Raw genomic sequence first — 13,482 nt, 5'->3', positions numbered from 1 at the left:
CTGATGTAAAAAAAGTAAAAATCAATAATACCTGGCATCTTAATGAATATACAGCAGCCGCAAAAAAACTTATGCAAGCTTTAGACATTAACATATAATACGTACATTTTTCCAGGTTAGGGGTTAATATACCTTACTGCTGCGTAACAGGATAACCTTTATTTATCCAGTCTATTTTAAGATTATCAGGCAGGTTTAAAAGATAAAAACCGGTAAACTTCATTTGCTTTAAAGCATCAATTGCAGGCCGCACATTGGGGCAATGCTCATAAGGGCAGCAGCCGCAGTAAACAACAATCTTTGCATCCTTATTTAAAGCGCTTAACTGCGCTTTAAATTTATCCATATTCTCCTGCTCGCTTACCATGCCCACGTTTATTGCCCCGGGTATGGTATTAAAAGGCCCAACGCTGATAATGGTAACATCTTTTGGATTGTTTTTTATAATGCCAGCCAGTTCCGATGGCTGCATCAGTTGTTTATCCGTCCAGTTTACAGGGTTCTGGGCATTTGAATGAATGGCATAAATTGAAGGGAACAGCAGCAGGCATGCTTTTATGAATAATGATTTTTTCATTAAAGAAGTTTGGTTCAGCATCGTAAAATATTTTTCCATACAGCAAAGGTATTGCCGCTGCTTAATTATCTGCATCTTTAATTGCCGGCCTTGTATCGTTTGCATCCCGCTTTTCATATTCAATTTTAAAATCGCTCAGATCCGGCTTGTATTTTCTTTTGCGCCTTAATTCATAGTTGTAAATAGTTTGGCCGAGCTGGTACATAAACGGATGACCAACTGTTTCAACATCGTATTTGTTATCATTCAATATTCCATCGCTGTTCACATATACGGTTGCGGCCAGCATGAACTCAACTTTGTTTTTAAAATCAACAATGTAAGATGCATCAATTAAAAAACCATACGCCCATCCCACTTTATTAAATACACGAATATTTGAAGGCATTGCATGATGCAAACTGTCCTGGAAGAAAAATTTCACATAGCTGTCGTAATACTGGCTCGTATCATATTTGGGATAATTTGTTTCTGAAGGATATTGCGATAAGAATTGTTTAAGAAAAGCATAATCGCCTTTTGCAAGATTAAACCTTTGCCTTTCTGGAACTGATAAAGGAAATACAATGGATTGCAGTATCTGCTGTAAATCTTTTAAAGGAAAATTGTTCACTTTTGTAAAATCTATCGGTTCGTTTATCAGGCTGTCATTACTGTCATAATGAGCGTTTCCAATTTTTACGGTATGTGAAAAATCAAAAGAATCGGTGTTGTATTGCATGGGCTGATGATAAATTGCTGTACCATCTTCATTTATAAAATCAATAGGGTTTGTATGCCGGTTTTCATCATCCGTATAACCCATAAATTCCCTTGTTATCCTTGTGCTGGCATAACCCTTTGCATGCAGTTCCCGGTTAATGGCCTGCTGGCCCACAAACTGGTACATACGGTTGTAAGCATCATTGTCACTTATTAAAAATGCTTTTCTTATAAACTGTGCAATTGATGGATAATTTGTTTCTGCCGTACTATCATGCAATTCTTTTTCCTGCCGCGGATAAGCGCTGTCGAATTGCATAGATGTAAACTTGTTTACACCTGCAATGCCCATTTCATTCAGCTTCTCTAACGATAAGGCTGCCAGCGGTAGTTTTACAGTTGACGCCGGATTGAAATAGAATAAGGAATCAACATTAAAATAATAATTTGTAAAGGAAGGTTTATTGTTTTTGTCGCGGTTGATCTGCGTATAGATTATTTGCAGGCGGTATGCCTCCGGATGTGATAAAACCAACTGGAAAAGGCTGTCTTTGTTGGCTGATAAAATGTTGCGAAGTAAGGCGTCAGTTTTGGGCTGCGCTTCTGCACTATTAAAACATACAACCGAAAAAATGATTAAAGCCGCCGAAACTAAATTTTTCCTGCTCATAATATTTGCTTTAGTTACCATTGCCGTATTTACGTACTTACATATATAGCTTACCCCGTTTCCAGGCAAACTGCATAAACTTATTTCAATAAACCCTTTATCTCATTCAGCTTCATCAATGCTTCAACAGGCGTTAAACGGTTGATATCAATATTGTCAAGCAGTTCTCTTATAGAGGCAAATGTAGCAGAATGTTCATCAAATATGGAAAGCTGCATTTGTGGCGCCGCAATCTTTTTGGTATTGATGTGATGGCTTCCCTCCTGCTTTGCTTCCAGTTGTTTTAAAACATCGTTGGCGCGGTCAATCAGCAGCGGCGGCATGCCGGCCATCTTTGCTACATGAATACCAAAACTGTGCGTGCTGCCGCCGGGCGCCAGCTTTCTTAAAAAGATGATCTTGTTGCCAATCTCTTTATTAGTGATATGATAATTTTTGATACGTGAAAACTTATTTTCCAGTTCATTCAGCTCATGATAATGCGTGGCAAATAATGTTTTTGGAGCACAGGCTGAATGATGTAAAAATTCGGCAATGCTCCAGGCAATGGAAATACCGTCGTAAGTAGATGTTCCCCGGCCGATCTCATCCAATAATATTAAACTGCGTTGCGAAATATTATTGATGATGCTGGCCGTTTCGTTCATCTCCACCATAAAAGTGCTTTCGCCGCCGCTTAGATTATCGCTGGCGCCCACACGGGTAAAAATCTTATCTGTCAGCGGGATTTTTGCTTCATCTGCCGGGACAAAACTTCCGATATGCGCAAGCAGGGTTATAAGCGCCGTTTGCCGCAGCAATGCGCTTTTACCGCTCATGTTCGGGCCGGTAAGAATAATGATTTGCTGCGCAGCAGGGTCAAGCAAAATATCATTCGGAATATATGCTTCGCCCGCGGCCAGGTTTCTTTCTATAACAGGATGGCGGCCGGCCTTTAATTCAAGCTCAAAGCCATCATGCAGTTGCGGTTTTTTATAATTGTATTGAATGGCATTTTGTGCAAAACAACACAGGCAATCAAGCATGGCTAAAACACTTCCGTTGTTTTGAATGGGCGCAATAAAATCCTGCAGTTCGGTTATAAGCTTATCATACAGCCCGGCTTCAAGCTGCAATATCTTATCTTCTGCGCCGGTTATTTTTTCCTCATATTCTTTTAGCTCCGGCGTTATATAACGCTCTGCATTGGCCAGTGTTTGTTTTCTTATCCACGAGGCCGGCACTTTATTTTTATGCGGGTTGGTTACTTCAAGATAATAGCCAAACACATTATTGAAACCGATCTTTAAAGTAGTAATACCTGTTTGCTCCGTTTCGCGCTGCTGAATGTTTATAAGATATTGTTTGCCGCCGCTGGCTATGATCCTTAGTTCATCAAGCGCTGCGTCAACACCATTTTTTATAACACCTCCTTTACTCACTGCGACCGGCGGCGTTTCATTAATCTCATTAAAAATTTTCTCCGCTATATAATTACAGGGATTGATCGCTGCGCCTAATCTTTTTACATATTCATTATTGGCATTGCTGCATAGCGTTTTTATTTGTTCGGCATGCTGCAAGCCTTTTGCAAGATGCATTACATCGCGGGGGTTAATTTTCCTGCCGGGGATGCGGGCCACCAGCCTTTCAATATCACCGCATTGTTTTGTCAGTTGCTGCAACTGCCTGCGCAAATCGGTCTGAAGAATTAAATATTCAACAGCGTTTAATCTTTCATTTATTTTATTGATGTCTTTCAAAGGCAGCAGCAGCCAGCGTTTCAGCAGGCGGGCGCCCATGGGACTCACCGTATTATCTAATACTTTTAATAAGCTTAACTGCTGGTCATTCGCCGTGTTTAATAATTCAAGGTTGCGGATGGTGAAGCGGTCCATCCATAAATAATCCTCTTTTTCCAGCCTTTGAATATTGGTGATGTGCTGCAGGTTAGGATGTTCTGTTTCTTTCAGATAATGCAGCACTGCGCCTGCCGCAATAATGCCGCAATGCAGGTTCTCAATGCCAAAACCTTTTAAAGAATGGGTTTGAAAATGCTTTAAAAGATTTTCCGTTGCAAAAGTTTCATCAAAAATCCATGCATCCAAAGTATAGGTATAAAACCTGGCTCCGAATTTTTCTTTAAATACTTTTTGGTTATTGCGCTGGTAAATTACCTCGGCCGGCTTTAAGGTTTGCAACAGTTTATCGGCATATTCCTGGTTGCCTTCCGCCACAAAAAATTCCCCGGTTGATATATCGAGAAACGCCATACCGAACACATCTTCACTGCTGAAATGAATGCCTGCTAAAAAATTATTGCTGTTGTGCTCCAGCAGTTTTTCATTGGTAGCAATGCCGGGCGTTACCATTTCCGTAACACCGCGCTTTACAATGCCTTTGGCCGCTTTGGGGTCTTCCAACTGGTCGCATACGGCAACGCGGTAACCGGCTTTTACCAGCTTGTGCAAATAGGTATCCAGCGCATGGTGCGGAAAACCTGCCAGCTCGCTGGCGCCACTTGCCGCTCCATTATTCCTTTTGGTTAATGTAATACCTAAAACCTGTGAAGTGATAATGGCATCTGTGCCAAACGTTTCATAAAAGTCTCCCACGCGAAACAACAAAATGGCATCCGGGTATTTTTGTTTGATTGCCTTGTGTTGCTGCATTAACGGAGTATCGTCAGAGCCTTTAGCCATGAGGGCAAATATAGCGTCAATCGGCAATCGTGAAACGCGAATATGAACACGGACTTATGCACATTTTGCCCGAAGAAAGGTTGGTTTGTTAAAAAGTTGACTGGTTGATTTGTTGAATAGTTGATAAGTAGGTTTACTTAATAAAAGCCTATTTTTATTTAAATGAAATTGCCAATTAATTGCCCAAGTTGTGACAATGCTTTATCCGTTACCACATTGCAATGCAATAACTGCGGCACGCAGGTGAGCGGCAAATATGATTTGCCGCTGCTGCTAAAATTAACGCAGGAGGAACAGGATTTTGTGCTTGGTTTTTTTATTACAAGCGGAAGTATTAAGGAAATGGCTTTACAGCAAGGCGTAAGTTATCCGACAATGCGTAATAAACTGGATGATTTAATCGCTAAACTAAAACAACTTCAACATGAAATTGAATAAGCTGATAAACCCTTTTGCCTATTTCTCAGAAAAGAAACTCCTACTCACAGGCCTGATATTTTTTCTTTTAGCTGGGGCCGTCTCTTATTTATCAGGCGTTGCCAATACAGGTGTTTTCAAAATTAATTGGGTAAAAATTTCTTTGCCCGAAAATTATGGAGTGCTTGCAACAGACATCATTTGTCCTGCGGTTTTATTATTTGTTACCGGTAAGTTCATCAATAACAAAACAAGGTTTATTGATGTTCTTAGTACAACGCTTGTTGCCAGAATTCCTTGCTATTTCTGTATTGTATTATCAGGTATGAGTTTTATGAAAAACCTTAACAGCCTGATTAAAGCAAACCAGGAAATGGCTCTTGCAAACACAAAGGCTATGCTTATGTTCAGTCTGCTGGGGTTTGTTATCCTGCTCTTTTTAGTTTGGTCTGTAATATGGTTTGTAAACGGGTTCAAGACTTCTGTTCATGCAAGCAAATGGCAGCATTACGTGCTTTTTGCTATTGCATTAATTTTTTCAGATATTTTTTCACGTCTTATCAACTATCATCTTTTTAAATAAGAAATCAATATGAAATCAATATGAAATCAATATGAAATCAATAATTACACTTTTCTTTTTATTCTCTGCAATGATATTTGGTAATCAGGTGCATGCACAAATTACAGGAACCTGGCAGGGAATGCTGCAGGTACAGGGTACGGAAATCCCGCTTGTATTTCACATTACAAAAGACGGTGAAATCTATATGGGAACAATGGACAGTCCGAATCAGGGTGCAATGGGCATAAAATTAGACAGCGTAAATTTTGAGCATGATTCTTTAAGTGTTTTTTATAAAGCATCCGGAGGGATAAAATATAAAGGTGAATTAAAAGATACTTTAATTAACGGCACTTACTCACAGGGAAATTTTTCTTTTCCGCTGCAATTAAAAAAAATCAGTGACAGCAGTAAAGTTGCACTAATCCGCCCGCAGGAACCCAAACCGCCATTTCCTTACACAATTGAAGATGTAAGCTTTAAAAATTCTGAATCAAATCTTAAAATCGCAGGCACATTAACACTTCCACCTAATTCAAAAAACCCGCCCATTGCCGTGATGATAACTGGTTCGGGGCAAGAAGACAGGAATGAAGAACTTTTTGGGCATAAGCCGTTTTGGGTGATTGCCGATTATTTTGCCCGCAACGGCATTGGTGTTTTACGTGATGACGACAGAGGTATTGGCGGTTCGGAATCAGGCGATCTGACTCATGTAACTTCGGCTGATTTTGCAACCGATGTACATGCAGCAATTGATTTTTTACAAACAAAAGGTTATACGAATGTTGGACTGATTGGCCATAGCGAAGGCGGCATGATTGCACCGATGGTTGCTTCACAAAGAAATGATGTGAAGTTTATCATAATGCTTGCAGGGCCTGGCGTTTCAGGCGACAGCATTTTAACAGAACAGGCCTATCTCGGGGCAAAAGCTGAAGGCGTATCTGAAAATATTGCAGCGTCCAATGCTTCTTTTTTACGAAAAACAATAGAATTTATTAAAAATTATAATAGCGATAGTTTGTATGCTGCTGTAGGTAATTATATGGACACCGCTGTTTTACGACAGCCCATGTTTGGTTCATTATCACAAAGCCAACGGGAATCAATAAAAGTTCAGCAAGCAAAAACACTTACAAATCCATGGACGCTTTACTTCATAAAATATAACCCGGCGCCGGCATTAGAAAAAACCCAATGCCCTGTTCTGGCTTTAAACGGCACGCTTGATATGCAAGTGCCTTGTAAAGAAAATCTAAACGCTATAGAAAAAGCATTGAAAAAAGGAGGTAATCAACATTATAAGATCATGCCCATGGAAGGCCTCAATCATTTATTTCAACACGCAAAAACAGGTGGAGGATCCGAATACGGAAAAATAGCCGAAACTATTAGCCCGCAGGTGTTGGAAATAATGAAAGACTGGATTCTTCAGAATTACAAATGAAGTTTATCAGCTACTTCTCTACCACCTGCAGCAACACAGGCTTCTTCTTCTCATCCAGCCAATGAATTAACTTCAGCATATTTTCTTTGGCCATGGCTGTGCAGCCGGAGGTTGGCGTGTTCTCGTCGCTCCATACATGCAGGAAGATGCAGGAGCCATTACCGGCAACGGCCGGATTGCTGTTATACAAAACCCAAACACCATATTCATATTGGTTGCCGGGCAGTTTCATGTGCTCAAAGCTGTTGAAATCTTTTGCAGCCGTATCAGAAAGGATCAATTGGTTATAATAACGGGAGCTAACATCATCCACACAGTAAAAATTAGAATCAACCTGCACAAAAGGCATTTTTAAATTTTCAAGTTTATGATAACTGAAAACCTTCCACAGCTTAAAAATCCCGGACGGTGATTTGCCGTCGCCTTCATGTTTTACGGGAAGCGTATCATTAAAAGAAATTGCTGCATTCACATCTTTCGCCAAACCTGAACGGCCAACGGTTACAGGGAAAGAATCAACAGATTCCCACGGCTTGTTATTGTGCTTTCTTTCATACAAAAACATCTTTCCCTTAATTGAATTGGCAGCAGGTGTTTTTACAAAAAGCACCTGGTTGCTGGTTTGGAGATAGTGATTAAAAGAGTGGATTGTTTGCGCTTTGACAAACATTACCAGTATGCAAAAGAATAAGGTCAGGACATGCTTCATCGCTTTTGTTCACTATGTATTTTAATATTTAAACTTAGCCGGATTTTGTTTCATACCCCAAAACAATAATATTTCCATTTGTTTGCTGCGGGGTTTATAATGATAGACAATTTGAGTGTGCTTATCTAAATGCCAATTCGCACATTTTTTCTTTTTATTGAAGGACGGCACATTTCCGGATAGCGTTTTAAAGTTGCAATCATTTTCGAAGTACGGGTTACAAATTGTGCAGCTTCTTTTTCGGACCAATATACCTGCAGGTAATTAACAATTTTATCAAAAGACTTCTTTGCAATAGCTGTCCATACAACATGCTGCACTATTTCTTCAGCCATTTCTGATATTTTTTCATCACTTCTTCGTGGGCAGTAAGTTTACCTTCTTTCACTTCTTCCAACGCTTTATCAATCATTTTTTGTTGCTCTTCACCAATTTTCTCCCACCAGTCTTTTTGCTCTTCCATAAAAGTTTTTACCACAGTTAATACTGTCTTTTTTTGCTTTGTATTTAACTGTGGTAAATGCCGGATTATTTCTTCATCTAAAGATTTAGCTGCATTCATGACATACGATTTACACAAAAATAAAACAATCGTGCGTGAGCCCTCTAAAATATTCGAAACGCACTACCGCCAATCCCCGATTCCCAAATTCCGATTTTCAATCAGGCAGCTATTCAACCATCACACGGCATCCCCCTTTTCATAACACACCCGGCACCTGGGCTCATATACATCTAATTCGCCAAGCACTACCTGCCCGCTTTGCTTTGTTTTTCGGTACGACCTGCTGGCAATATTGCCGCAATGCACACATATCGCATGCAGTTTGGTAATATAATCGGCTGTAGCCAGCAGTTGCGGCACAGGGCCGAACGGCTTGCCTTTAAAATCCATATCAAGCCCGGCAACAATTACACGGATGCCGGCTAAGGCAAGCTGCTCGCAAACGCTTACAATGCCGCTGTCAAAAAACTGCACCTCGTCAATGGCCACCACATCCGCATCATCTGCCAGCAGCAGGATATTCTGCGAATGTTGTACAGGCTGCGCCGTAAGGGTAGTTTCATCATGGCTCACCACATTATTTATATCGTATCTTGTGTCAATGGCCGGTTTAAATATCTCTGCTTTCAGGTGGGCAATACGGGCCCGCTTCAGCCTGCGTATCAGCTCTTCTGTTTTGCCGCTGAACATAGAGCCGCAAATCACTTCAATCCATCCCCGTTTCTCTCCTTTTATATGAGGCTCAATAAACATCGAAATAAAATTTAACTTTACACCGTTATTCCATAACCTAAAGCTTTCAAATATAGATATCTTATGGAAAAAGCAGGCTTATTAATAACACGTTTGCTCGAACTGTATAATAACAAGGCAGGTAATGAACAATTGCGCATTACAGCACAATTGCTTTTGTCGGAACTTGAAAGGGTGGCAGAAAAGGAACAGCAGGGCGGCGAAGCGATTGCCGTATTTTTTCCGGCAGCGCGTGGCATAGCCCATAATGAAGCTGCAGCAGCCACCATAACTGTGGAAGCACCCACACCCGAACCGGTAATGCATAAGCAGCCGGAACCGGTTAAGGCCCCGGCCACCGAACCTGTACCCACGCCCCGGCTGGCGCCGGTGAATGAAGAAGATGATCCTGATTATTTTAACCCGATGACAGAAATACCTACCCTTGCGCTGAAACAACAGGAGATAAACGAAACCATGGCGCAGCAGGAAAGCCTGAACGACAGGCTGAAACAATCTTCAGCCCATAAAGAAGTGGGGAACAATATAAGCGGCGGCCCAATAAAAGACCTGCGCAGGGGCATTGGCATTAACGACCAGTATCTTTTTATTAATGAGCTGTTTCGTGGTGACCAAACCATGTACGACCGCAGCATTAAAACCATCAACAGCTTTAATATTTATGGCGAAGCGGAATTATGGATTAAAAGGGAACTGAAATTAAAACTGGGCTGGAATGAGAACGGCCATGCCTCTCTGTTATTTGATCAACTGGTAAGAAGGCGGTTTTCCTGAATATATTGCAGTATAACACCTGTGGCGCCTGCATTGCTTTTTACATAGGCGCCTGCTATGCGGCAGGCATCTGTATATAAACTTTCATCCTCCAGCAGTTCGTTTAATTCATCTTCCAGCTCAATGGCATCTTCCACATCAAATGCGCCGCCTTTATCTATAAGCTGTAAAGCCTCGTAAAATTTATCGAAAGCCGGCCCGAACAAGACAGGCTTATAATACACTGCCGCTTCAAGTATATTGTGAATGCCATTATTGCCAAAACCACCGCCTACATAACATATAGCTGCATACCGGTATAAAAATTTAAGCGTGCCTATATTGTCAATGATCAGGGTATTGATATCAGCCGGCAAAGGCTGGTTACTGATAGTCTTTTTATATTCAGAAAACAGTATGGAATGTTTGTAAAGCTTAACGCATTCTTCAAGCCTTTCCCTGCTTATATCATGCGGTGCAATAATAAACCGCAGTTCGGGATGGGTGTTGGCAAAATGGTCAAGCGCCTCGTCATCATCGGTCCATGTGCTGCCCGCTACAATCAGTTTTTTACCATCAATAAAACTTTCAATTTCCGGGAATGGCCTAACTTCATCCGCTACTTCCAAAACGCGGTCAAACCTTGTATCGCCGGAAACTGTTACATTACTGATATTGATTGACTGCAATAGTTTTTTTGAATCTTCCGTCTGCACAAAAAAATGCGTAAAGAAAGCAAGCATTTCTCTTTGCAGCTTTCCATACCATTTAAAAAAGGAGAAGCCGGGGAAGAAAATGCCAGATACCAGTATGAGCGGAATGCGGCGCTCATTCACCTCTTTCAAATAATAGTACCAGTATTCATACTTTACAAACACAACAAGTGAAGGATGGATTAATTGAACAAATTGTTTTGCGTTTTGCCTTGAATCAATAGGCAGGTAAAAAATATAGTCGGCTACCCTGCTGTTTTTCTGCACTTCGTAGCCCGACGGGGAAAAAAAGGTCAATACCAGCTTATAGGAAGGATATAATTGCCTGAATTTCTCCAGCAACGGCCGTCCCTGTTCAAATTCGCCAAGCGAAGAACAGTGCATCCATATTTTTAAGGATGCATCGCCCGAAACAGCATTACTTATCTTATCGAAAACATTTTTTCTTCCTTTAACCCACAACCTGGCTTTTTCATTAAATGGCGATATCAGGGCGGCGCCAGGCGGATAAAGCTTTATAAAAATGTTGTAGAAAAATGTAAACATGTAAAACAAAAAATAAAATTATCATATATGGCATTTATGCCGACGATTATTTAAACAATCATCTTCACATTTTATGTACACAAAAAAAATCGCCTCAATAAAATGAGGCGGTTTTTGCTTATATAGGATTTATATTTGTTTTTTTCCTGCTATCGCTTTAATGGAATCCTGAAGCGCAATGCTTTTGCAGCAGCCAGTTGTTTTAATTTATCTGCTGCAGCCGCATGATCTGTTACCATCATATCATGCAAAACTTTTAAGCCTCGGGTTTACTGGTTTTGTTTGGGCTATTTTGCTTAATTCAATTTCTGTCATGCCTGCATTAGCCACATATACCGCCCATTTTGCATCCTGTTCTGATGCCGGCGCTGAAGACATGGCGGATGAGCTGCTATCCGGCAGCATGCTGTCATTCATATTTTGCGCGCTGTCAAACACTGTCTTTATTAGAAGGGCTGTTATTACAGGCAGCAAAAATACCCAGGCAGCCCATACAAAAAACACCTATTGTTTTTTTCATAAAATATGGTTTAATAAAATAATTAAGTCAGCGTAATGGTTTCAAATGCCAGGCCACAAGTTTTCAACGGTATATGTTTTTTAAGTTATTGTGTTATGTAGGTATTTTTACTCCACGTACAATCAATAAACGTCTTAACATTAGGCTCTTATTAACCTCCTGCGGAAAACAGCCTGTGGCATCGTTTTCGTACCTTTCAAATAAAAATTTAACTTCTGGTTTGCAGGATTCAGAAAAAGACAAAGCAAAGCTTCAGCCTGAAGAAACAACGATTGATTTGCCCGATGTAAAAGATATTCCGGGACAGGAAAATGTGCATGTGCCTGAACTGCGCGCAATGGCTGATACAACTATTTCAAGCGATGATGAAGAAGGCGTGGGCGTTTTTGGGGAAGACAATGCTGATTATGCCAGCGAACGTTTACCAATAGGGGAAGAAATTGATGAAAGTGATCTTATAATTTTAAGCGGAGAAGAGCCTGAAACAACACCGGATGAGGCGAACGGAAAAGATGATGAAGATATTATATCAGCGCCATCAGGAGATGATGCCTATGTAACGGAAGATGAAAAAATTGCGCTGGAACGAACAGAGCAAATGGATACGCAGGATAATGAAAACCTGTTTGAATCAGAACTGGACGATACTGATACTGATGGTGAACAGCTTAATGAAAAAGAAGATTTTTCAGGCGATGACCTGGATGTGCCAGGCGGAGAAGAAGATGAAGAGAACAATACCTATAGTTTAGGCGATAATGAATAAAAACAATAACACGGTATCATCATGCCCGGTCTGGCCGGACATGTCGTATTACTTTTTACTGCAAAAATTTATTGCGAAGCCATGCACGCCTTGCATTATTTATGCCTAACTCATTTGCAAGAAAAGCATCAACAGAACCATAGTTTTGCGTAATGGCATTAAAAGTTGCATCTAAATATTCTTTCTTCACTGCAGCCATTGAAGCGGCAACTCCTTCTTTCACATGCATTGCTTTTACCATTGACTGTACCATTTGTTCATTTTCTGCTTTGCGGTATGTGTTGGATGCAAGGTAATCCTGCATTATTGTTTCATAAGGCACACCCAATGCATACAACAGCAAAGCGGTAGCAATGCCTGTACGGTCTTTACCGGCAGTACAATGGTACAGCAATGCGCTGCTGTCGGGCAACTGCAACAACTCATTAAAAAAAGGCTTATAACGCGCTGTTAAAGGTGCTGTATTGCTGTAATAGGCCATCATTAATGAATCGCCGGATTGCGATTGCAGTAAAGTTTTCATCCAGTCATTTGTGGTAGCATTACTGCCTGCAGGCAGTAACAAATATACAGTTCCTTCATTCAGTTTATCCGGTGCCTGTGCAGATTCCTGAACACCTCTGAAATCAACCACGTAATCTATTTTCCGATGATTGAAAACAACAAGGTCGCTGTCGGATAATTTGTTAATGGAAGCGCTTCTGTATATGCGGTTCCACTTTACATGATGGCCGTCTGCGGTAGCATATCCGCCAATATCCCTTGCATTAATGGCGCCCTGCAGTTTCAATACACGTTGTGCACTGTCTGCCACCTGTGCTTTTAACACAAAGGGCAATAATGCCGTTATTACAATTAAAGCTGTTTTCATCCGTATATTTTTTGTTTTTTCAATGGCCTCATGCCTGTCCCGAACTTGCTTCGGGAGAACCTCGCTATGTACCTGCCTCACCGGCAGGCATTCCCCTCCCGAAGCTGGTTCGGGACAGGTTGTGTGAGAAAAATTATCATGCTCGGTTTCATCATTATTTTTTAATAACGGTATTTACCGGTGTTCATTTACTATTCATATTAACCGGCAAATACCGTTAATTACAGAATTTTAGTCTTCTGTTAGCCATGTATCTAACATTACATCATCTGTACCGCTGAACT

At 40.8% G+C, this 13,482-nt stretch carries 15 protein-coding genes; 5 read left to right on the top strand and 10 right to left on the bottom strand.

Annotation, left to right across the window (positions count from 1 at the left end; genetic code table 11):
• Positions 1-133: 133 nt before the first annotated feature.
• From QM629_RS06705 to mutS, 3 genes are all read right to left on the bottom strand, one after another.
• On the bottom strand, positions 134-577 hold the full coding sequence (locus QM629_RS06705; RefSeq protein WP_415158475.1) for a rhodanese-like domain-containing protein: 444 nt from the start codon (positions 575-577) through the stop codon (positions 134-136).
• Positions 578-638: 61 nt separating this feature from the next.
• The gene (locus QM629_RS06700) at positions 639-1,949 is read right to left on the bottom strand and encodes a serine hydrolase (protein WP_415158473.1); all 1,311 of its coding nucleotides are present in this window, start codon (positions 1,947-1,949) and stop codon (positions 639-641) included.
• A gap of 80 nt (positions 1,950-2,029) precedes the next feature.
• Entirely contained in the window at positions 2,030-4,630 is a 2,601-nt protein-coding gene (mutS, locus tag QM629_RS06695) for a DNA mismatch repair protein MutS (RefSeq protein WP_415158471.1), read from the bottom strand.
• A gap of 162 nt (positions 4,631-4,792) precedes the next feature.
• Here mutS and QM629_RS06690 point away from each other — a divergent pair, with 162 nt between their 5' ends.
• From QM629_RS06690 to QM629_RS06680, 3 genes are read left to right on the top strand one after another with little or no spacing between them, the layout of a single operon-like run.
• The gene (locus QM629_RS06690; protein ID WP_415158469.1) at positions 4,793-5,068 is read left to right on the top strand and encodes a DUF2089 family protein; all 276 of its coding nucleotides are present in this window, start codon (positions 4,793-4,795) and stop codon (positions 5,066-5,068) included.
• Positions 5,055-5,630, top strand: coding sequence for a hypothetical protein (locus QM629_RS06685; protein ID WP_415158467.1), 576 nt, complete (start codon positions 5,055-5,057; stop codon positions 5,628-5,630). The genes QM629_RS06690 and QM629_RS06685 overlap by 14 nt, the downstream gene beginning before the upstream one ends.
• A 31-nt stretch (positions 5,631-5,661) precedes the next feature.
• Positions 5,662-7,062, top strand: a complete 1,401-nt coding sequence (locus QM629_RS06680; RefSeq protein WP_415158465.1) for an alpha/beta hydrolase family protein — start codon at positions 5,662-5,664, stop codon at positions 7,060-7,062.
• 10 nt (positions 7,063-7,072) lie between these two features.
• Here QM629_RS06680 and QM629_RS06675 read toward each other — a convergent pair whose 3' ends face one another.
• The 4 genes from QM629_RS06675 to QM629_RS06660 all read right to left on the bottom strand — a co-directional run bounded on the left by QM629_RS06675 (position 7,073) and on the right by QM629_RS06660 (position 9,029).
• Positions 7,073-7,771: a L,D-transpeptidase family protein gene (locus tag QM629_RS06675; protein WP_415158463.1), complete on the bottom strand. Its 699-nt coding sequence runs from the start codon at positions 7,769-7,771 to the stop codon at positions 7,073-7,075.
• A gap of 125 nt (positions 7,772-7,896) precedes the next feature.
• Positions 7,897-8,106: a type II toxin-antitoxin system RelE/ParE family toxin gene (locus QM629_RS06670; RefSeq protein ID WP_415158461.1), complete on the bottom strand. Its 210-nt coding sequence runs from the start codon at positions 8,104-8,106 to the stop codon at positions 7,897-7,899.
• Entirely contained in the window at positions 8,091-8,333 is a 243-nt protein-coding gene (locus tag QM629_RS06665; protein WP_415158459.1) for a hypothetical protein, read from the bottom strand. The genes QM629_RS06670 and QM629_RS06665 overlap by 16 nt, the downstream gene beginning before the upstream one ends.
• Before the next feature lie 120 nt (positions 8,334-8,453).
• Entirely contained in the window at positions 8,454-9,029 is a 576-nt protein-coding gene (locus QM629_RS06660; protein ID WP_415158457.1) for a thymidine kinase, read from the bottom strand.
• Between the two features lie 63 nt (positions 9,030-9,092).
• On the opposite strand from QM629_RS06660, the gene QM629_RS06655 reads away from it, so the two are divergent.
• Positions 9,093-9,803: a hypothetical protein gene (locus QM629_RS06655; protein WP_415158455.1), complete on the top strand. Its 711-nt coding sequence runs from the start codon at positions 9,093-9,095 to the stop codon at positions 9,801-9,803.
• Here QM629_RS06655 and QM629_RS06650 read toward each other — a convergent pair.
• Together QM629_RS06650 and QM629_RS06645 are read right to left on the bottom strand one after the other, a co-directional pair.
• Entirely contained in the window at positions 9,776-11,041 is a 1,266-nt protein-coding gene (locus QM629_RS06650) for a 3-deoxy-D-manno-octulosonic acid transferase (protein ID WP_415158453.1), read from the bottom strand. The two genes, QM629_RS06655 and QM629_RS06650, sit on opposite strands and share 28 nt — an antisense overlap.
• Before the next feature lie 243 nt (positions 11,042-11,284).
• A complete protein-coding gene (locus QM629_RS06645) occupies positions 11,285-11,545 on the bottom strand; it encodes a hypothetical protein (RefSeq protein WP_415158451.1) in 261 nt (86 codons plus the stop codon).
• A 236-nt stretch (positions 11,546-11,781) separates the two neighbouring features.
• Here QM629_RS06645 and QM629_RS06640 point away from each other — a divergent pair, with 236 nt between their 5' ends.
• Positions 11,782-12,327: a hypothetical protein gene (locus QM629_RS06640; RefSeq protein ID WP_415158449.1), complete on the top strand. Its 546-nt coding sequence runs from the start codon at positions 11,782-11,784 to the stop codon at positions 12,325-12,327.
• Positions 12,328-12,382: 55 nt separating this feature from the next.
• Here the strand turns inward: QM629_RS06640 and QM629_RS06635 are convergent, their stop codons facing one another.
• On the bottom strand, positions 12,383-13,198 hold the full coding sequence (locus QM629_RS06635; RefSeq protein WP_415158447.1) for a tyrosine-protein phosphatase: 816 nt from the start codon (positions 13,196-13,198) through the stop codon (positions 12,383-12,385).
• Positions 13,199-13,482: the final 284 nt, after the last annotated feature.

The organism is Parafilimonas sp. (assembly GCF_047606085.1).
Taxonomy (GTDB): domain Bacteria; phylum Bacteroidota; class Bacteroidia; order Chitinophagales; family Chitinophagaceae; genus Parafilimonas.
Note: the sequence above shows the minus strand (reverse complement) of the source record. Positions and strands in the feature narration are given on the sequence as shown.

Excerpts from the sequence above, each read along its gene's own strand:
- QM629_RS06685 (WP_415158467.1), top strand. The coding sequence starts at position 5,055 with ATGAAATTGAATAAGCTGATAAACCCTTTTGCCTATTTCTCAGAAAAG.
- QM629_RS06705 (WP_415158475.1), bottom strand. The coding sequence starts at position 577 with ATGAAAAAATCATTATTCATAAAAGCATGCCTGCTGCTGTTCCCTTCA.
- QM629_RS06655 (WP_415158455.1), top strand. The coding sequence starts at position 9,093 with ATGGAAAAAGCAGGCTTATTAATAACACGTTTGCTCGAACTGTATAAT.
- QM629_RS06680 (WP_415158465.1), top strand. The coding sequence starts at position 5,662 with ATGAAATCAATAATTACACTTTTCTTTTTATTCTCTGCAATGATATTT.
- mutS (WP_415158471.1), bottom strand. The coding sequence starts at position 4,630 with ATGGCTAAAGGCTCTGACGATACTCCGTTAATGCAGCAACACAAGGCA.
- QM629_RS06660 (WP_415158457.1), bottom strand. The coding sequence starts at position 9,029 with ATGTTTATTGAGCCTCATATAAAAGGAGAGAAACGGGGATGGATTGAA.
- QM629_RS06670 (WP_415158461.1), bottom strand. The coding sequence starts at position 8,106 with ATGGCTGAAGAAATAGTGCAGCATGTTGTATGGACAGCTATTGCAAAG.
- QM629_RS06650 (WP_415158453.1), bottom strand. The coding sequence starts at position 11,041 with ATGTTTACATTTTTCTACAACATTTTTATAAAGCTTTATCCGCCTGGC.
- QM629_RS06700 (WP_415158473.1), bottom strand. The coding sequence starts at position 1,949 with ATGAGCAGGAAAAATTTAGTTTCGGCGGCTTTAATCATTTTTTCGGTT.
- QM629_RS06665 (WP_415158459.1), bottom strand. The coding sequence starts at position 8,333 with ATGAATGCAGCTAAATCTTTAGATGAAGAAATAATCCGGCATTTACCA.
- QM629_RS06690 (WP_415158469.1), top strand. The coding sequence starts at position 4,793 with ATGAAATTGCCAATTAATTGCCCAAGTTGTGACAATGCTTTATCCGTT.
- QM629_RS06675 (WP_415158463.1), bottom strand. The coding sequence starts at position 7,771 with ATGAAGCATGTCCTGACCTTATTCTTTTGCATACTGGTAATGTTTGTC.
- QM629_RS06635 (WP_415158447.1), bottom strand. The coding sequence starts at position 13,198 with ATGAAAACAGCTTTAATTGTAATAACGGCATTATTGCCCTTTGTGTTA.